We start from the raw sequence: 19,473 nt of genomic DNA on the forward strand, positions 1-19,473 counted from the left end.
GCCAGATGCAGCCCCTAACTGTCGAAGGTAAATCCGGCGCAGGGTCTGCCGGTCAGTCCGGGGTCGCGCTCATGTCTGCGTCGAGTGCCGCTTTGACCGTTTCAGGCCGCACCGTGCGGCGCCTCGCGGTGATGTCCGCGCTCGCCGTTCTCGCCGCCCCCATCGCCGCGACCCCTGCGGCTGCGCAGGAGCTGACGCGCCTCTATGCGCCGAAGCCGCCCACCGGCTCGGCCTATGTGCGGGTGGTGGACCTTTCCGCGAGCGGCGCACCCATCGGCATCGGGACGGCGCCGGCCGCGCCCATCCCCGCCGGCGACACCGCCACCATCTACCGCATCGTGAAGGGCGGCGCGCCGCTTTCGGTCAGCCTTGCCGGCAGGCCGGCCGAAGGGAGCATCATGCCGGCGGCCGATGCCTTCTCCACCGTCATCGTGCCGGCCTCGGGGCCCGCAGTGGTCATCACCGATCCCACCGAGGGCCGTAACGATCTGAAGGCGCAGCTGCGCGTCTACAATCTGGTGCCCGGCTGCGCCGCGAGCGTGACGGTGGCGGACGGCGGCCCCGTCGTGTTCGAGGGCGTCGCCACCAACGACACCCGCCAGCGCGCCATCAACCCCATCGAGGCGGTGCTGGCCGCCACCTGCGGCGCCGCGGTGTCGCAGCCGCTGAAGCTGCCGCCGCTCAAGGCCGGCGACCACTACAGCCTGTTCCTGCTGCCCGGCGCGAACGGGCCGAAGCTCGCCGGCCAGCGCGACGAGACCGAGCCCTATCGCGGTCCGGGCAACTGATCCGGCCCCATGGTCTTCGCCTCCGACAGCTTCCTGTTCCTGTTCCTGCCGGTCTTCCTCATCGTCTATGCGCTGACGCCGGGCCTCGCGCGCAACGTCGTCATCCTCGCCTTTTCCTGGCTGTTCTATGCCTGGTGGCGCGCGGACTTCCTCCCCCTCATCGTCTCCATCGCCATCTGGTCGTGGGCGACCGGGCTTTGGATTTCCCGCGCGGAGGGGAGGGCCCGGGGATGGGCGCTGTTCATCGGCATCGTCTGGCCGCTCGCGTCCCTCGTCTGGTTCAAGTACGCCAACATGCTGGTGCATTCGGCCGAGGTGCTCACCGCCTCGGTCTGGGGCTGGCCGGACGTGCTTTTGCCCATCGGGCTTTCGTTCTTTGTCTTCGGGGCCATCTCCTATTCCACGGACGTGTTCCGCGGGACGGTGAAGGCCGAGCCCTCGTTCGTGAACTATGCCACCTACCAGTCCATGTTCGGCCACCTCGTGGCCGGCCCGGTGGTGCGCTACGAATGGGTGGCGCAGCGCCTGAAGGAGCGCACCTTCCACCGGGCCGAGTTCATGTTCGGCGTCGAGCGCTTCATGCTCGGCTTCGCCCAGAAGGTGCTGATCGCCGATACGCTCGCTCCCATGGTGGATGCGGGCTATGCCATCGCCCATCCCACCACGGTGGACGTGCTGCTGGCCGTTACCGGCTACACGCTCCAGCTCTATTTCGATTTCTCCGGCTACAGCGCCATGGCCATCGGCCTCGGCCTCATGGTGGGCCTTAAGTTCCCGGAGAATTTCGACAATCCCTATCTCTCCACCTCGCTGGCGGAGTTCTGGCGGCGCTGGCACATCTCGCTGTCGAGCTGGCTGCGGGACTATCTCTATATCCCGCTCGGCGGCAATCGCGGGTCCACGGGCCGCGTGTCCGCGAACCTTCTCATCACCATGGGGCTCGGGGGCCTGTGGCATGGGGCCAGCTGGACCTTTCTCATCTGGGGCCTGTGGCACGGCTTCGGTCTCATGGTGGGGCGCGTGTGGAAGAATCTCGGCCTGCCGGGGACCGGCGCATGGCTCGGCCACGTCCTCACGCTCGCCTTCGTCATGGTCGGCTGGGCATTGTTCCGGGCGCAGAGCTGGGCCGAGGCGGGGGTGATCTTCTCCGGCCTGACCGGGAGCAACGGCGTCGCGCTGAGCCCGTCCATGGGCGCGGCCATCCGCCCGGTGGAAATCGCGACTCTCGTACTCGGCATCGGCCTGATCTACCTGCCGAAGCTTCTACGCATCGATCCGTCCGCGCCCAATCCCGGCCACTGGCTCAGGGCCTGGGCGGCGCTGCCTCTGTTCCTGTTCGCCGTGCTGGTGCTGCAGGGCCGGATGGTGGTGCCCTTCCTCTATTTCCAGTTCTGAGGGGGGACGATGCCGCATCTCGCCCGCGCCCTCGCGACCCTCGCCTTCCTGGCGCTGATGCTGACCGGCCTCGGCTTCGTCGCCGTGCATCTCAGGGGTGAGGAGGCGCGCACCGCGCTCGCGGCAGCGGCGACCCGCGAGAATGTGCTGGATGGCCGCTTCACCGCCGTGCTCGACAAGCAGATCACCGCCGCCTTGCCCCAGCTGACAGGGCTTGAGGATGTGGTCTCCGGCCTCGCCTACAAGGTGCTGGGGGATGCCGGCGATCTCGTGCGCGCCGGCTGCCCCGGCTGGCTGTTCTACCGCGAGGAGCTGATCGAGACGCGGGGCGCACGAGCCAATTTCGAAACCCGGCTGAAGATCGCGGCGAAGATCCGGGATGCGTTCGCGGCGCGAAACCTCGCCCTCGTGGTGCTCCCCGTTCCGGACAAGGCGTTGCTGGCGGCGGAGCATCTGTGCGGCGCCCCCGTCTCCGGCGAGGCGCGCTGGCGGTCGCAGGCGTGGTGGGCGCAGAGCGGTGCGCTCGGGCTCGATCAGGTGGAGATCGCGCCCGGCTTTCCCGGCGCGGACGGCTTCCTGCGCACGGACACCCATTGGAACGTCGCCGGCGCCAAGCTCGCCGCCGGGCGGGTAGGGGATGCGGTGCGCAGGCGCATCGGTCCGGGCACGCAGAAGATCACCCTTTCGCAAAGCCCACCCAAGGCGCGCGTGGGCGACCTCATGCGTCTCGCGGGGCTGGAGCGCACGTACAGCTGGTCCGGCCCGCAGCCGGACGAGGAGCCGGAAGTGTCAGCCGCCATCGCCCGCACCGGCGGGTTGCTGGACGACGTGCCGGGACCGCAGGTGGTGCTCGCCGGCTCCTCCTTCTCCCGAAATTCCGGCTTCCTCGAATATCTTCAGGCCGCCTCCGGCACCGAGGTCGCGCAGAGGAGCCGCGACGGCTCCGGCTTTGCCGGCCAGCTTCTCGAACTTCTGATGGACGAGCCGCAGATTCTGGCTGAAACCCGCCTCGTGGTGTGGGAATTCCCCATGCGAGCCCTCACCCGGCCGCTGACGGATGTCGAGCGCCGCTTTCTGGGAGATGCGAAATGATGAAGGTCGCCGGCGCTGGACGCGCATTCACCCGCCGCGGCTTCCTGGCGACGAGCATGCTGGGCGGCCTGCTGGCGGCGGGCATCGCCGGCCTGTCCACCCCAGCGGCGGCGCAGAACAGCGGTATCATTTCCGGCAAGGACGGCTGGCTGTTTCCGGGCTGGGAGAGCATCTCCGTCCTCGACCGCTCGGGCATTACCGCCAACGTCATGCTGATGCAGGAGACGAAGGCGGCGCTTGCCGCCCGCAACGTGACGCTGATGGTCATGGTGGTTCCCATGAAGGCGCCCTTCTACAGGGAGAAGCTGCCGGACGGGACGACGCTCTCGGCCGACGTCGCCGGCCAGTATGACTTCATCCTCGACCAGCTGAGGAAGGCTGGCATCGACACGGTGGACCTGCGCCCGGCGATGAAATCGGTGCAGACCGGCAAGCAGACCAGCTTCTACCGCGCCGACTACCATTGGACCGCCTGGGCATCCGAGGCGGCGGCGGACGCGGTGGCGCAGGCCATCAAGGCGAAGGTGGGCAAGCTCGCCGGCAGCCCGCCCGGCGACAAGCTCGGCGAATGGGTCACGCAGCGCCATCTCGGCGATCTTGCCCAGCGCTTTCTCACGCCGGACCAGCAGAAGCAGATTGGACCGGACCTCTACACCGTCCGCACGCCGGCACCGGCCAAGGCCTCGCTGGTGGATTCCGCGCCAGCGCCGGTCCACATCATCGGCAACAGCTTCGTGCAGCCCTATCTCGGGTTTCCGCAGAAGCTCTCCAACGCCCTCGACCGGCCGGTGTCGCTGACCTGGAATCCGGGGAATGTCGGCCCCTGGGCGACCTTCCTGCAATATGTGGGATCTCCGGACTTCGCGAAGAGCCCGCCGCAGGTGCTGCTCTGGCAGTTCAACGAGGGGCCGTTCCACAGCGGCCCGCAGGCGACCGACCAATGGGACGTCCCCTCCATCATGCCCCCCCAGACCTGGCGGGAGCGGATGCTGGCGGCGATCCGCAGATAGGGTTCGGTTAATAAACCCTGCAGAAGTGTTAACGGCGCCCGGAGGCAATCTTCTCGGGCGCCGTTTTTGTTTACGATCGGGTAACGTCTGGGGCGGCGAAGTAAAAAATTCGTTTACGCGGGCGAATATTATCGGGTCTCGTTAAGGTTAACTGTGGTTTAAGTAGTCGGTGCCATGGTGAGGCCATGAGCACCGCGATTCATTTCCGCACCTGCCTTGCCCCCACCCTCGACCGGGATCGGAAGAGGCTTTCGCGCGGCATCGCGCTCAGCCTCGTGCTGGCGACCTCGGCCGCCGCGCTGACGCTCGCGGCGACCCCCGCCGGGGCCCAGACCCAGCCAGCGCCGCAGGCGCAGCAACCGCCGCAGGCCCAGCCGGCGCCCCAGGCCACGCGAACGCCGGAGCTGACGGGGGCGGCGTGGGTGGCGGCTGATCGCGCCTATGCCGCGCAGCGGGAGAAAAGATACGCGGATGTCGTGACCTATGCCCGCGAGGCGCTGAAGCTGCGCCCCGACGTGGCGCGGCTCTGGCTCTTGCTGATGGATGCGCTGGACGCCCAGGGCAAGACTGCCGAGGCGGTGGTGGTGGGCAACGAGGCGATCGCCGCCGGCATCACCGATCAGGCGCTCACGGCCCGTGTCCGCTCCCAGAGCCGCGTGCTGGCGCAGGAACCGTCCGTCGCCGCCAACAAGGCGCTGGAGGCCCAGAACCCGAAGGCCGCCATCGAGCAGGCGCGCAAGGCCATCGCGCTGGTGCCGGACGATCTCAGCTATCGCGTGCTCCTCATCTACACGCTGCTGGCCGACGGCCAGCTGGACGCGGCCGACAAGGCGGCGAGCGAAGCCATCCAGGTCGATCCCCAGTCTTTCCTGCCGCGCACCCTGCGCGGCTATGTCCGCATGCGCCTCGGCAAGGTGGCGGAGGCAGAACAGGATTTCGACGCCGCCCTGAAGGATGAGGTGCTCTCCGGGCCGACCGCCCGCGACGCGCGCGTGGTGATGGCCGACGCCGCCATTGCCGCGAACCACCCCCAGCGGGCGCTCAAGCTTCTGGAATCGGTCGAGCCCGATGCGGCGGTCCAGGCGCGGCTGCGGGTCGCCCGCGCGCAGGAGCGCAACCCGAAGACCGTTCCCGCCAATGCGGCCCAGACCCTGCCGGTGCCGTTCCAGAAGTGCATCGACACGCCCTATGGCCCCTCCTGTAGCCTCATCCCCGCCACCACGCCGCCCGGCGGGGGCGTGAGCGACACGCCCGGCTACGACGCCGCGCTCGAAGCCTTCGGTGCCTATCGCGAGGGCAACGACAATCTGTCCGAGGCCCGCATCCGTGAGGCGCTGAAGGAAAACCCCGGCAATGCCCAGTGGCGCCGGCTGCTGATCGATTCGCTCGATCGCTCGAAGAAGTACAAGGAGCTGGATGTCGTCCTGCGCGAGGCCATCAGCCAAGGCGACAACGATCCGGCCCTGATCGCGCTCCGCGCGGCCAACGACAAGCGCCTCGCCGAGCCCATGGCCGTGCAGGCCATCAAGGACATCGGCCGCGGCAAGGCCGCGAGCGCCGTCACCTCCGCCCGGCAGGCGGTGGAGCGGGCGCCCGACGCCCTCATCTTCCGCATCGTGCTCATCAATGCGCTGATGGCGGCGAACCAGTTCAAGGACGCCGAGACGGCCGCCACCGGCGCGGTCGCGGACAATCCCAACGAGCCGCTGCCGCACATCCTGCGCGCCTGGCTGCTGCAGAAGACCGGCCAGCGCGAGGAAGCGGCGCGGGAATTCGACACCGTTCTCAACAGCAACCTCCTCACCGACCTGGAGGAGCTGAACTACCGGCTGATCGCGGCGAACGCGGCTATGGCGGACGGCAAGCCCGAGGAGGCGCTGAAGGCGCTCGAACCCCTCGACGCGGCCAAGAACAAGGAGGTCGGCGTCCTGCGCAAGCAGGCGGAGGCCCAGGCCAAGGCGCCGAACGCCGCCAAGCCCGCGCTTCAGCAGCCGGCCGTACTGTGCCAGCCGACGAGCTATGGCGTCATCTGCTCGGTGTTCGCCAATCCGCAGATGCAGGCGCCGGGCGTGGCCGGTCTCAATCCGGGCGCGCCGGGCTATGCGGCGGCCACCGCCGCCTATGCCGCATTCGCCCGGAAGGACTACGGGACCGCCATCACCGAGGCGCGCCGCGCGGTGGATGCCGACCCCGGCAATCGCAATTACCAGACGCTGCTGCTCAACGCCTTGTCCTCCGCCGGCCGCTACGGCGAGGCCGAGGCGGTCGCCAGCCGGCTGCTGGCGGCGAGCCCGCGCGATGCCACCCTGCTGGTGCAGCGGGCCAATCTGCGCCTGCAGGCGAAGGATTTCTCCGGAGCCGTCGCCGACTACAAGGCGGCGCTCGGCTCGCCCAACCTGCCGCCGGCCCAGGTGCGCATCGTGCGCCTTGGTCTCGCCGACGCCGCGCTGAACGCCAAGCAGCCGGAGGTCGCCATCTGGGCCCTCCAGCCCTACGCCAACGAGGACAGCTACGAAGTTCAGGCCCGCCTCGGCTTCGCCTCCCTCGCGCTCGAGGACAAGGAGGGCGCGCTCAATGCCTTCACCCGCGCGGCGGCGCGGGCGCGCACGCCGCAGGAGCGCATGGCGATGCTCACCGCCCGCGTCAGCGTGCTCACGCAGCTCGGCCGCAAGGACGAGGCGCGCGCGCTGTTCCAGCAGGCCTACAACAGCGGCGCCCTGCGCGGCATGAAGCCGGTGGACCTCGCGGTTCTGGCCAGCCAGGCGGGAGAGGACGAGCTTGCCTACGAATACTTCTCCGAAGCCAACAGCCGCTGGCGGCTGCGCGGCACCAATTTGATCAATGCCGCCTACAATGCGCGCCGCACCTATCACAACGCCGAGGCGGTCGATTACTTCAAGTCCGCCATCGACGAGGCGCGGGAGGGCAAGCTCCAGCTCGATCCGCAATATCTGTTCGGTCTGAGGCGCGAGGTCGCCGAGCTGACGCGCACCTGGGGCGCCTACGCCTCGGTGAGCTACGGCCCGGTGGGCGTGGCGCCCGGTTCGTTCCTGGTTCCGCAAACGTCCAACGGCGCCAACAACACGCTGGGCGCGGGCGGTGAAATCTACTGGCGCCCCCCCGGCATCGGCTATCGCGACGGTTCGATCTTCGAACTGTTCGTGCGCGGCTTCGGCACGCTCTATTCCGACGCCGGCGGGGCCACGGGCTTCGACACCATCCAGGGCTCGGTGGGTGCGCGCTGGAAGCCCTTCTCGACCGAGAACCTGGTGTTCGAGATTTCCTATCTCTTCCCGGTTGGCCAGTTCTCGCGCAACGACATGCTGCTGCGCACCGCCTATTCGAAGGCGGAGGGCACGGATCTTCGGGTCGACGTGGACAACTGGCGGGCCTGGCAGATCTATGCCGACTACAATTACTTCGTGAGCCAGCCGCAGACGATCGCCACCTTCGAGGGGCGCTATGGCCACGCCTTCCGGATGGACGCGATCTCCGACCATCTGGTGTTGTGGCCCTATCTCGCCATCGGCGGTGGCTACGACACCGGCTATGCGACGCCGTTCGCCATGGGCATCGGCCCGGGTCTCACCGCCCGCTACTGGTTCAATGAGGACGAATACACGGCGCCGCGCTCGTATCTCGACTTCACGCTCCAGTATCGCTTCAAGCTTGCGGGCGACGATCGCGCCCAGGGCATTTTCGCCGGCGCCTTCCTCTCCTACTGAGCCGGAAGACGCAGCAAGGGTGTTGGGAAACAAGGGCTTGCGCCACATCAAGGCGCAAGCTCCCGAGGGGCGGCATGGTCGGGGCATGACCTGCCCCGATACGAACACCCTCCTCGCCCGCTACGGGCAGCCGGTGCCACGCTACACCAGCTACCCCACCGCCCCCCATTTCTCGCCCGAGGTCGATGCCGCGACCTACGCAGGCTGGCTGAAGGCGCTGCGGCCGGACGGAACGGTCTCGGTCTATATCCACGTGCCGTTCTGCGCCGAGCTGTGCCTGTATTGCGGCTGCCAGACCGCCGTGGCACGCAGCCGCACGCCGGTGAAGGCTTATGCCGACCGGCTGGTGGACGAGATCGGCCTCGTCGCCCGCCATCTTCCGGGGCGGATGACGCTTACCCATCTGCATTTCGGCGGCGGCACGCCCACCATGCTGGCGGACGAGGACTTTGCCGCGATTATGCTGGCGCTGCGGGATGTCTTCGCCTTCGCGGACGATGCCGAAATCGCCATCGAGATCGATCCGCGGGTGATGGATGCGGACAAGGTGGCGGTGCTCGCCCGGGAGGGCTTCAACCGCGCCAGCCTCGGCGTGCAGGATTTCGACCCGAAGGTGCAGGAGGCCATCGGCCGTCACCAGTCGCTGGAGGAGACGCAACAGGTCGCGGACGCGCTCCGGGCGGCCGGCATCGGCGCGCTGAACCTCGATCTCATGTATGGACTGCCGCATCAGGATCAGGCCTCCGTGCGCCGCACGGCGGAGGCGGCGCTGGCGCTCGATCCCGACCGCATCGCCGTGTTCGGCTATGCGCATGTGCCGTGGATGAAGAAGCATCAGGCCCTCATCCCCGAACAGGCCCTGCCCGGCGCGGCCGAGCGCCTCGCCCAGGCCGAGCTGGTCGCCGATATCCTGGCGGGGCACGGCTACCGGGCGGTGGGGCTCGACCATTTCGCCAAGGCGGAAGACCCCATGGCGCGGCGCGCGGCCGACGGCTCGCTCAAGCGCAATTTCCAGGGCTACACCACGGATGACGCCCCGGTGCTGATCGGCTTCGGCGCCTCGGCCATCGGCGCGCTGCCGCAAGGCTATGTGCAGAATCTCTCCGCCACGCCCCAGTGGCACAAGGCGGTGGAGGGCGGCGCGCTGCCCATCGCGCGGGGCATCGCGGTGAGCGACGAGGACCGGCTGCGCCGCCATGTCATCGAGCGGCTCATGTGCGACCTCGCCGTCGATCTCGATGCCGCCTGTGGGAGCCTCGGCTTCCCGCCGGACACGTTCGCGCACGAGATGGCGGCGCTGGAGCCCCTGATCGCCGACGGGCTGGCGGTGCGGCGTGGTGGCGTGGTGGAAGTGCCGGAGGCGGCGCGGCCGTTCACCCGGGTGGTGTGCGCCGTGTTCGACGCCCGCCTTTCCGCCAGCCGGGCGGCAGCGCCGGAGAAGAAGCGGCACGCGGCCGCAGTCTAGAGCACGCGCCGATCAGCGTGCAACGCGAGCTGATCGGATAACGCGTTCTCTATCCATAAGTGAGAGGGCGATTCACCGATCAAATTGAATCAATTTGATCGGATCGCGCTCGAGCTGCCGCGTCCCCGGCTGCGATGTCAGCAGACCGGCGCTTCCGGAATCCGACCGACCTCACCTCTTGACGCAAAAGAAAAGGCCCGCCGGGGCCGGTGGGCCGGGAGCGGGCCAAGGGGGAACGCTGCTGATCGGAGAGGATGCAGCGTGCCGGGGGAAGAACTCAGGAGTTCAGGCGCTTCAGGGTCGCGCCATCGCGCAGCACCACCCGGCGCGAGGACGGCAGGGCGATGGCGGAAATCTCTTCCAGATGGGTCAGGGTCCGCGACACGGTCTCGATGGTGAGGCCGAGGAAATCGGCGATGTCCTGCCGCGACATGGGCAGCGTGACTTCGGTCCCGTTCGGACCCTGGCCGGCGCCGGCGCGCTCGGCCATGTCCAGGAGGAAGGTGGCGACCCGTTCCTGGGCGGTCTTGCGGCCCAGGACGAGAAGATGATTCTGCGCGCGGCCAAGCTCGGCGGCGGTCAGCGCCCACAAGGCGTGGGCGAGCTCGGTATCGTCGGAGGCGCGGGAAAAGAGGATCGAGCGCTTGACCCGGACGATCTTGCATTCGCTCACCGCCTCGGCGGAGAAGCGGTGACGGCCGGTCATTTCCCAGCCGAACACGTCGCCGGGCAGGCAGAAAGTCTCGATCTGGCGCCGGCCGTCGCCGAGCAGCTTGCAGATGCGCACCGCGCCGGACAGGACGATGTAGAGGTTTTCGGCCGGCTGATCCTCGCCGAAAATCTCCGCGTTGCGGGCGTAGCTCGCAACCACTCCGAGGCGCGCGACCACTTCGGTGGGGGTTCGCGTGTTAGCCTCCTCGGTCCAGCGATGGGCGGGCCGTGCGGAAGACAGGGGCGCTGCGTAGGACTTGCTGTCATACGTCCGGGACTGGGCGTAGGGCTTGTGGGCGATCGCTGCTGCGGGGCTCGGCATCGGTTGACCCTTCCATCGGTGTTGGGAAAGGGATAACCGGCGGAACGCACGGGAAAAATTCGGATCGAACACTTAAGTCGGTCCCCTTAGGTACTATTACGTAGCGGCCGGAGGTCGCATAAACTGGCCCAAAGAATTCAAGTGGTGGGGGGATGTGCCTTTGACGCGCGGGCGGAAGGAAATGCTTGGCGATGCCGCGCGCGGCGCCGGCGCCGGGCTCGTGGCGCTGCTGCTGTGCCGCGTCGCCGGCCTGCAACCGCTCGGCGGAAACGCGCTCCTGCTCCAGCTCGCGGTCATCATCCTCGTGTCCGGGCGTGGGCTCTTCGCCGGCGGCGCGGCGGTGGCCGTCGCCTTTGCCGGCGGCATCGCGTTGCGCGGTCTTTCCGGCATCGACGCCCGGGTGGACCTCGCGGCACCGGCGCTGTTCCTGGCCGTGGGGCTCGGCATCGCGGTGCTCGGCGAGCGGCTGCGCCGCACCCGCCTCGCTGCCGTCGCGCGCGACCGCGACCTGCTGGCGCGCGAGGCGCACCTCTCTTCCATTCTCGACACCGTGCCGGACGCCATGGTGGTGATCGACGAGCGCGGCATCATGCGCTCCTTCTCCACGGCGGCGGAGCGCCTGTTCGGCTACACCGCGGCCGAGGCGGTGGGGCAGAATGTCTCGGTGCTCATGCCCTCGCCCCATCGCGAAGGGCACGACGGCTACATCACGCGCTATCTGACCACGGGCGAGCGCCGGATCATCGGCATCGGGCGGGTGGTGGTGGGCGAGCGCAAGGACGGCACCACCTTTCCCATGGAGCTGGCGGTGGGCGAGATGCGCTCCACTTCGGAGCGATTCTTCACCGGCTTCATCCGCGACCTGACCGAGCGGCAGCAGACCGAGGCACGCCTGCAGGAGCTTCAGGCCGAGCTTGTGCACATCTCCCGCCTCACGGCCATGGGCGAGATGGCCTCGACGCTGGCCCACGAGCTGAACCAGCCGCTCTCGGCCATCGCCAACTACATCAAGGGCTCGCGTCGCCTTCTCGACAGCGGGACGGTGCAGGTGGAGGTGTTGCAGGGGGCGCTGGAGAAAGCCGGCGAGCAGGCCCTGCGCGCCGGCCAGATCATTCGCCGCCTCCGGGATTTCGTGTCCCGCGGGGAAAGCGAGCGGCGGGTGGAGAGCCTCGCCAAGCTGGTGGAGGAGGCGAGCGCCCTGGCCCTGGTCGGAGCCAAGGAGCATGGTATTCAGGTGCGTTTCCTCTATGATCCCAAGTGCGATCTCGTCCTGGCTGACAAGGTTCAAGTCCAGCAGGTGCTGCTGAACTTGATGCGCAACGCCCTGGAGGCAATGATGGAGACGCCGCGCCGCCAGCTTCTGGTCCGGACCGAGGCGGTAGAGGACGATATGGTGATGGTCAGCGTCTCGGACACCGGGCACGGCATCTCCGCCGAAATGGGGGCGCAGCTGTTCACGCCGTTCGTCACCACCAAGCGGCACGGCATGGGCGTGGGGCTGTCGATTTCCCGCACCATCATCGAGGCGCACGGCGGCCGCATCTGGGCCGAGCCCAATCCCGGCGGCGGCGCCGTATTCCGATTCACCCTCCGCGCCGTGGGCGATGCGGAGGCGGTGCATGATTGAGCAGGAGACAGCGGTGATCCACGTCATCGACGACGACGATGCGGTGCGCGAATCCCTCGCCTTCCTGCTCTCGACCGCCGGCCACGTGGTTCACGAGCACGCATCCGCCCGGCTGTTCGTGGAGGCGGGGCTGCCCGGCGCGGACCCCTCCGCGAGCTGCATCATCACCGACGTGCGCATGCCGGACATGACAGGCATCGATCTGCTTCAGCACCTTAAGGAGAAGGGCTCCAGCGTCCCGGTCATCGTCGTCACCGGCCATGGCGACGTGCCGCTGGCGGTGGAGGCGATGAAGCTTGGCGCCGCCGATTTCCTGGAAAAGCCGTTTGACGACGTGGCCATCCTCGACACGGTGAAATCCGCGCTGGACCGCCGCCAGAAGACCAACCAGCACGACGCCATGCGCGGGCAGGTGGTGGACCGCATCTCCGGCCTTTCCCAGCGCGAGCGGCAGGTGCTGGAATGTCTGGTTGCCGGACAGGCCAACAAGACCATCGCCTACGAGCTTGGGATCAGCCCCCGAACGGTGGAGGTCTACCGCGCCAACGTGATGACCAAGATGAAGGCGCAGAGCCTGTCAGAGCTGGTGCGCATGGCGCTGCTCGCCGGCATCGCGCCGCGTCAGGCGTGATCGGGCTACCGTTCCGCGCGCTCTGGCGAGCTTGGCCCGAATCGTCTTGATCTAGCGCAAGGCCCCTCGACCCCCTCCCAAAGTAGATTGTAACCCGGCGACCACGCGGACCCGCGAGCGGGTCGTGGGAGATGTTTTGGGATGATGGCGTTGGAAGAGCCGCCCGCGTTCGTCGTCCACATCGTCGACGATGACCCGGCGGTCTGCAATTCACTGAAATTCGCCCTGGAAGTGGACGGCTTCAACGTGCAGACCTATGCGCGCTCGGAGGAAGTGCTCGCGGCCGACCTGTCCTGCGGTGGTTGCATGATTGTGGACTACAATCTTCCCGGCATCAACGGCCTCGACCTCCTGCGGGAGCTGGACCGGCGGCACGTTCATCTCCCGGCCTTCCTCATCACCAGCAATCCGGCGCTTCATGTGCGTCGGCGCGCCACCGACCAGGGGGTCGCCATCATCGAGAAGCCGCTCCTTGGCAACCAACTAGCCGAGGCGGTGCGCGACAGCTTCGACCGCTCGCGCCCCTGCTGACGATTTCACCTTTCCCGGACGCTTCGTATTCCCTAGCGTTATCGACGGACAGCGGGCCGGCCTGACTCCGTGCCCGAAGCATCGAGGCCGCCATGACCACGCGCAATCTCGACGCCCTCTTCCACCCCCGCGCCATCGCCCTCGTGGGCGCCAGCAACCGCACCGGCACCGTCGGCGCGCTGGCCGCGCGCAACCTGTTCGAGGCGGGGTTCGAGGGACCGATCCTCTCCGTGAACCCGAAGGAGCGGGCGATCCGCTCTTCGCTCAATTACGCCTCGGTGGCGGACCTGCCGATCCCGGTGGACCTCGCCGTCGTCGCCGCGCCGCCGGACCAGGTGCCGGGGGTGATCTCCCAGCTCGGCGAGAAGGGTTGCCGTGCCGCCGTGGTGCTGCCCGCCGGCTACGGGCCGGGCGAGCAGTTCGAGGGGGCGGAGCAGCGCCAAGCGCTGCTGGATGCGGCGCGCCCGCATCTCTTGCGCATCATCGGGCCCAACGGCCTCGGCTTCATCTCCACCCGCGCCCACATCAACGCCAGCATCGCCCACCTGATGCCGGCCAAGGGCGATGTCGCCTTCGTCAGCCAGTCCGACACCATGACGGCGGCCGTGCTGGACTGGGCGCATGCCCGCGGTATCGGCTTCTCCCATGTGGCGGCGCTGGGCGAGAAGGCGGACGTGGATTTCGGCGACCTGCTCGACTATCTCGCCCTCGACAACACCACTCGCGCGATCCTGCTCTATGTCGAGAGCATCGCCGATGCCCGCAAATTCATGTCGGCCGGGCGCATCGCGGCGCGCGCCAAGCCGGTCATCGTCATCAAGGCCGGGCGCAGCGTGGCCGGGGCGCAGGCTGCCTTGTCCCACACCGGCGTGCTTGCCGGCAGTGATCTCGTGTTCGATGCCGCCCTGCGGCGCGCCGGCATGCTGCGCGTCCACGAGATGCGCGAACTGTTCGAGGCGGTGACGACGCTCTCCGCCGGCATCCGCCTGGCCGGCGAGCGGCTCGCCATCCTCACCAATGGCGGTGGGGCCGGCGTCGTGGCGGTGGATGCGCTGGAGGGCAGCGCCGGCCGGCTCGGCACCCTCCTGCCGGGGACGGTCGAGGCGCTGGACAAAGCCCTGCCGCGCACCTGGTCCCGCTCCAATCCGGTGGATATCCAGGCCGATGCGGACGGGGCGCGCTACGGCGCCGCCCTCAAGGCGCTTCTGGCCGACAAGGGCTCCGACGCGGTGCTGGTGCTGCACGCGCCGAACGCGCTATCCGACAGCAGTGCCGCCGCCGAGGGGGTGATGGCCGTGCTGGAAACGCGCCCCCGTGCCCCCGTGCTCACCTGCTGGCTCGGCGAGAGCGCGGCCGCCAATGCCCGCCGCCGCTTCGCCGGCCGCCGCATCCCGACCTACGACACGCCGGACGAGGCGGTGCGCGCGTTCGGCCATCTGGTGGCCTACCAGCGCAACCAGACCCTTCTCATGGAAACCCCGCCCGCGCGCTCCTTCGACGAGCCGGACCGTCCCGCCGCCCGCCGGCTGGTGGAGGGGGTTCTCGCCGCCGGACGCTCCGCCCTCACCGAGGTGGAGGCGAAGGCAGTGCTCGCCGCCTACGACATCCCGGTGGTGGACACCCGCATCGCCACGACCCCGGAGGAAGCGGGCCGCCTCGCCGCGGAGATCGGCTTCCCGGTGGTGGTGAAGGTGCTGTCGCACGATCTCACGCACAAGTCCGACGTGGGCGGCGTGCGGCTCGACCTGCGCACCTGCGCCGCAGTCGAGGACGCGTGCAGGGCCATCATCGCCTCGGTGGCGGAGAAGCGCCCCGGCGCCCGCATCGCGGGCTTCACGGTGCAGGCGATGATCCGCCGGCCCAATGCCCAGGAGCTGATCGCCGGCATCGGCTATGACGAGACCTTCGGCCCGGTGGTTCTGTTCGGGCAGGGCGGCACGGCGGTGGAGGTCATCGGCGACCGGGCGGTGGCTCTGCCGCCGCTCAATGGTGTGTTGGCGCGCGAGATGATCGAGCGTACCCGCGTGGCCAAGCTGCTCGCCGGCTATCGCGACCATCCCCCGGCGGACATGAACGCGGTCGCCTGTACGCTGGTGAAGGTGGCCGAACTGCTGGCGGACCTGCCGCAGATCGCCGAGCTGGACATCAACCCGCTGCTTGCCGACGAGCACGGGGTCCTCGCCCTCGATGCCCGCATCGTCGTGCATCCGACGCGGGTGGAGGGCACCCGCCGCTTCGCCATCAAGCCCTATCCCTCCGACATGTCGAAGAGGCTGGACCTGACGGACGGTTCGACGGTGGCCCTGCGGCCGATCCGGCCGGAGGACGAGCCGGGCCTCGTGGATGTGGTGCATCGCTCCGATCCGCAGGACGTGCGGATGCGCTTCCTCGGCTCGGTGAAGGACTTCCCGCACCTGATGGCGGCGCGCCTCTCGCAGATCGACTACGACCGCGAGATGGCCTTCGTGGCGCAGGAGGACAATGGGGACATCTGCGGCGTGGTGCGCATCATCGCCGATCCGGACAACGACGCCGCCGAATACGCGATCATGGTTCGGTCGGATTTCAAGGGCAAGGGCCTGGGCTTCCAGCTGATGAGCGAGATTCTCGCCCATGCGCGGAAGCGGGGACTGAGGCAGGTGTTCGGCGACGTGATGCGCGAGAACGGTCCGATGCTGCGCCTCGCCGAGGACCTCGGCTTCAAGGTGACGCCGGGCAGCGAGGATCCCTCCGTGATGCGGGTGGTGCTCAATCTCGACATGCCGTCGGCTGTTGGTGCCAGTGTACCGTTGGAGGTTTGACGGCTGTGACCGTTCCGGCGATATCCCTATTGCCACCCGTTCAGGCAAGGCCCACGATACCGTTGGTTTCCGAATTCGGACAACCGGCGACGTCGAGCGCCGGAAGGGTTCGGGGGAGGAGAAGATGCGCCGGAGGCCGCCCGGCCACCAGTCTGGTGGCAAGGAACGGGAACGCCGTCGCCATGATCTGCATGAGTGAATCGTGAGCGATGCCAATGAAGTAGCGCGAGGGCCCTGGCAATCGGAGTATCTTGCGCTGCATGATCCCGTCACCAGCCTGCCGAACCGCCTTCTCATGATGGAGTTCCTGTCCGGCGCGCTCAGCTCGCCGCAGGAAGGCAGGCGGACGCTTGCCGTGTTCGCGCTCGACATCGACAATTTCCGCCAGCTGAACGACATGTACGGCCTGGCCTCCGGTGATCTGATCCTCGCCGAGACCGCCCGCCGGTTGCGCCGCTGCGTGCGCGACAACGACCTCGTTGCCCGCGTGGGCGCCGACGAGTTCGTGCTGGTGGCCACGGGTCTCGCCGACACGAAGGCTGTGGACGGGCTTCAGCGCCGTCTGCAGGCCGCGCTGAGCGTTCCTGTTGCCCTGCCGTCCGGCGCCGTCGCCTATCCGCAGGCCGACATGGGCATCGCCCTCGCGCCGCTGGATGCGCAGGAACCCGACCGTCTGGTGCACTGCGCCGAGCTTGCTCTCAACCGGGCGAAGGACGAGGGGCCGGGCGCCTGCTGCTATTTCGCCGCCGACATGAACGACGAGATGGCCGGGCGCCGGACGCTGGAAGGCGACCTCCGGCGCGCCATCGTGTCGGACGAGTTCGTGCTGCTGTTCCAGCCGCGCTGCGACGCGCGCACGCTGGAACTGCTGGGCGTCGAGGCCCTGATCCGCTGGGATCATCCCCAGCTCGGCCGGCTCGCGCCGGACGAGTTCGTGCCGATCGCCGAGAAGAGCGGGCTGGTGATTCCGCTCGGCGAATGGGTGCTGCGCAAGGCCTGCGACACCATCTCCCGCCTGCCGGAGCTGAATGTCTCGGTGAACGTCTCGGTGGTGCAGTTCCGCAACGGCGAACTGGTCGGCACCGTGGAATCCGCGCTCCGGGCCACCAGCCTGCCGGCCCACCGGCTGGAGCTGGAGATCACCGAGAGCGTGCTCATCGAGAATACGGACAAGGCCCTCGACATCCTCGAGGGGCTCAAGAAGCTGGGTGTTCGCCTGTCCATGGACGACTTCGGCACCGGCTATTCGTCGCTCGGCTATCTGCGCACCTTCCCCTTCGATGCCCTGAAGATCGATCGCCGTTTCGTCGGCGACCTCGACCAGAGCAAAGGCGCGCTCGCCATCGTGCAGGCCATCCTCGGCCTCGGCCGGGCGCTCGGCATGCAGGTGGTGGCGGAAGGGGTGGAGACGGAGACGCAGCTCGCCGTCCTCAAGGCCGATTCCTGCGACGAGGTGCAGGGCTTCTATCTCGGCCGCCCCATGACCGAGGAGGCGCTGCGCGCCTATATCGCCGAGCGGCGCCTCGCGAGCTGAGGGCTCAAGCTCTTTCCCCGCCGTCGCCGTCCGGCCGTTGCGAACACGCGCAGAACGGCGGGCGAATTCCGGTCAGTCGAGCCATGGCGCCGGTCGATCCAGCGCGATCAGCGCGGCCGGATCGACCCGAGGACGGACGACAGCCGCCTCAGGGCCGCGCACCAGCACTTCGGGCACGAGCGCGCGGGTGTTGTAGGTGCCGGACTGGACGGCGCCATAGGCGCCCGCCGTCATCACCGCGAGGAGGTCGCCAGGCTGCACCTCCGGCAGCGGCCGGTCGAGGGCGAGGAAATCGCCGGTCTCGCACACCGGCCCGACCACGTCGGCCACCACCAGCGCCGCGTCGGCCGCAGGCTCGGTCACGGGCAGGATGTCGTGGTGGGCCTCGTAAAGCGTGGGGCGGATGAGGTCGTTCATGGCAGCGTCCACCACCACGAAGGTCTTGCCCTCGCCCTTCTTCACATAGATCACCCGGGTGACGAGGATGCCCGCGTTGGCCACCAGCATGCGGCCCATCTCGAACACCAGCGGCAGCTTGATGTCGCCGAGCGCCCGGCCCACCACCTCGGCATAGGCGGCGGGGGAGGGGGGGATGGGGTCGGAAGCCGCGTAAGGCACGCCGAGGCCGCCGCCGAGGTCCATGTGGTGCAGCCTGTGGCCGGCGGCCATCAGGTCGCGCGCCAGCTCGGCCAGCAGCGTCACCGCATTCTCGAACGGCGCCATGTCGGTGATCTGGCTGCCGATGTGCATGTCCACGCCGGTGATGGCGAGGCCGGGCAGGCGGGCGGCGTAGTCATACACCTCCCGGGCGCGGGAGATGGGGATGCCGAACTTGGTGGCCGACTTGCCGGTGGAGATCTTCTTGTGGGTCTTCGCGTCCACGTCCGGATTGACGCGGATGGAGACCGGCGCCTTCACGCCCTTCGAGACCGCGACCTGCGACAAGGCGTCAAGCTCCGGCTCGCTCTCCACGTTGAAGCACAGGATGCCGGCATCGAGCGCCTGCGCCATCTCCTCGCGCGTCTTGCCGACGCCGGAGAAGACGATGCGCTGTCCGGGCACGCCGGCGGCGCGCGCGCGCATCAGCTCACCGGCGGAAACGATGTCCGCCCCCGCGCCGAGCCGGCCGAGGGTGGAGATGACCGACTGGTTGGAATTGGCCTTCAGTGCGTAGCACAGCAGCACGTCGCGGCCGGCGAACGCCTCCATGAACACGCGGTAGTGCCGCTCCAGCGTGGCGGTGGCATAGCAATAGAAGGGCGTGCCCACCTCGGCGGCGAGCCGGGTCAGGTCCACGTCCTCGGCATGGAGGCGGCCGTTGCGATAATCGAAATGGTGCATCGGGGCGGCTTGTCGAAGGCTCGTTCCGCGCGCCGGCCGGGGGCGGCGCCGTCAGGCGTGCGCGGGTGGGCGAGGAAGGGTTGCTGTGTGGAAGGGCCGTTCGGCCCGGCCTTCCGGCCTGCGGGTCAGAGCAGGCCGTCGATGAGGAGCGGCTGGTCGGGGCGATCGATGCCCTGCAGCAGCTTCTGGGAGCTGTTGGTGCCGGTGGTCTTCTTCTTCTCCCAGGAGGCGTGCGGAACGGCGCTCTCGTTGAATTCCGCTGCGGTCTTGGGGGCCGTGTAGGAGGTGTTCGCATCGCCCGAAGCCGCTGCCGTGGTGGCCGGCTTCGGCGGGGGGGCGGCGGCATGGGCGCCGGGCGGGGGCTCCAGCGGACCCTTCACCCCGCACGCCGCGAGGGCGAGGGTGCCGCAGAGGGCCATAAGGGTCGCAAGGGATCGCATCTTCGTCCGTGCCATTGGCATCAATGTTGGCGACACTATAGCCCGCGCTGCGGCAAAGGC

Annotated in this window: 15 protein-coding genes; 11 read left to right on the top strand and 4 right to left on the bottom strand. The window is 68.6% G+C overall.

Annotated features, from left to right (window positions below):
* Positions 1–71 precede the first annotated feature (71 nt).
* The 6 genes from V5F63_RS00805 (at position 72) to hemN (ending at position 9,475) form a co-directional block, all read left to right on the top strand.
* A complete protein-coding gene (locus V5F63_RS00805) occupies positions 72–788 on the top strand; it encodes an alginate O-acetyltransferase AlgF (protein ID WP_394101287.1) in 717 nt (238 codons plus the stop codon).
* Between the two features lie 9 nt (positions 789–797).
* Positions 798–2,183: an MBOAT family O-acyltransferase gene (locus tag V5F63_RS00810; RefSeq protein WP_394028384.1), complete on the top strand. Its 1,386-nt coding sequence runs from the start codon at positions 798–800 to the stop codon at positions 2,181–2,183.
* Between the two features lie 9 nt (positions 2,184–2,192).
* Positions 2,193–3,275: an alginate O-acetyltransferase AlgX-related protein gene (locus V5F63_RS00815; RefSeq protein WP_394101288.1), complete on the top strand. Its 1,083-nt coding sequence runs from the start codon at positions 2,193–2,195 to the stop codon at positions 3,273–3,275.
* Positions 3,272–4,285, top strand: coding sequence for an alginate O-acetyltransferase AlgX-related protein (locus tag V5F63_RS00820; RefSeq protein ID WP_245327291.1), 1,014 nt, complete (start codon positions 3,272–3,274; stop codon positions 4,283–4,285). The genes V5F63_RS00815 and V5F63_RS00820 overlap by 4 nt, the downstream gene beginning before the upstream one ends.
* A 185-nt stretch (positions 4,286–4,470) precedes the next feature.
* Positions 4,471–8,010 (top strand): bacteriophage N4 adsorption protein A, encoded by a 3,540-nt coding sequence (locus tag V5F63_RS00825; RefSeq protein WP_394101289.1) that lies wholly within the window; start codon positions 4,471–4,473, stop codon positions 8,008–8,010.
* Between the two features lie 85 nt (positions 8,011–8,095).
* Positions 8,096–9,475, top strand: a complete 1,380-nt coding sequence (gene hemN, locus V5F63_RS00830) for an oxygen-independent coproporphyrinogen III oxidase (RefSeq protein WP_394101290.1) — start codon at positions 8,096–8,098, stop codon at positions 9,473–9,475.
* Between the two features lie 277 nt (positions 9,476–9,752).
* On the opposite strand, the gene V5F63_RS00835 is transcribed toward hemN, so the two are convergent.
* Complete coding sequence (locus V5F63_RS00835; RefSeq protein WP_209487179.1) at positions 9,753–10,508, bottom strand: helix-turn-helix domain-containing protein; 756 nt, start codon at positions 10,506–10,508, stop codon at positions 9,753–9,755.
* A gap of 181 nt (positions 10,509–10,689) precedes the next feature.
* Here V5F63_RS00835 and V5F63_RS00840 point away from each other — a divergent pair, with 181 nt between their 5' ends.
* The 4 genes from V5F63_RS00840 (at position 10,690) to V5F63_RS00855 (ending at position 16,098) form a co-directional block, all read left to right on the top strand.
* Positions 10,690–12,135, top strand: a complete 1,446-nt coding sequence (locus tag V5F63_RS00840) for a sensor histidine kinase (protein ID WP_209487181.1) — start codon at positions 10,690–10,692, stop codon at positions 12,133–12,135.
* The gene (gene fixJ / locus V5F63_RS00845) at positions 12,128–12,766 is read left to right on the top strand and encodes a response regulator FixJ (protein ID WP_209487183.1); all 639 of its coding nucleotides are present in this window, start codon (positions 12,128–12,130) and stop codon (positions 12,764–12,766) included. The genes V5F63_RS00840 and fixJ overlap by 8 nt, the downstream gene beginning before the upstream one ends.
* Before the next feature lie 141 nt (positions 12,767–12,907).
* Positions 12,908–13,297 carry a response regulator transcription factor gene (locus V5F63_RS00850; protein ID WP_209487184.1) on the top strand — a complete coding sequence of 130 codons (390 nt, stop codon included), beginning with the start codon at positions 12,908–12,910 and terminating at the stop codon, positions 13,295–13,297.
* Positions 13,298–13,389: 92 nt separating this feature from the next.
* The gene (locus tag V5F63_RS00855; protein ID WP_394028378.1) at positions 13,390–16,098 is read left to right on the top strand and encodes a bifunctional acetate--CoA ligase family protein/GNAT family N-acetyltransferase; all 2,709 of its coding nucleotides are present in this window, start codon (positions 13,390–13,392) and stop codon (positions 16,096–16,098) included.
* A 40-nt stretch (positions 16,099–16,138) separates the two neighbouring features.
* On the opposite strand, the gene V5F63_RS00860 is transcribed toward V5F63_RS00855, so the two are convergent.
* Positions 16,139–16,291, bottom strand: coding sequence for a hypothetical protein (locus V5F63_RS00860; RefSeq protein WP_394101291.1), 153 nt, complete (start codon positions 16,289–16,291; stop codon positions 16,139–16,141).
* A gap of 9 nt (positions 16,292–16,300) precedes the next feature.
* Here V5F63_RS00860 and V5F63_RS00865 point away from each other — a divergent pair, with 9 nt between their 5' ends.
* Positions 16,301–17,632, top strand: a complete 1,332-nt coding sequence (locus V5F63_RS00865; RefSeq protein ID WP_209487188.1) for a putative bifunctional diguanylate cyclase/phosphodiesterase — start codon at positions 16,301–16,303, stop codon at positions 17,630–17,632.
* A gap of 72 nt (positions 17,633–17,704) precedes the next feature.
* Here the strand turns inward: V5F63_RS00865 and lysA are convergent, their stop codons facing one another.
* On the bottom strand, positions 17,705–18,973 hold the full coding sequence (gene lysA, locus V5F63_RS00870; protein WP_394101292.1) for a diaminopimelate decarboxylase: 1,269 nt from the start codon (positions 18,971–18,973) through the stop codon (positions 17,705–17,707).
* 125 nt (positions 18,974–19,098) lie between these two features.
* Positions 19,099–19,413, bottom strand: a complete 315-nt coding sequence (gene lptM, locus V5F63_RS00875) for an LPS translocon maturation chaperone LptM (RefSeq protein ID WP_394101293.1) — start codon at positions 19,411–19,413, stop codon at positions 19,099–19,101.
* Positions 19,414–19,473 lie beyond the last annotated feature (60 nt).

The organism is Xanthobacter wiegelii, from assembly GCF_043193855.2.
Taxonomy (GTDB): domain Bacteria; phylum Pseudomonadota; class Alphaproteobacteria; order Rhizobiales; family Xanthobacteraceae; genus Xanthobacter; species Xanthobacter flavus_A.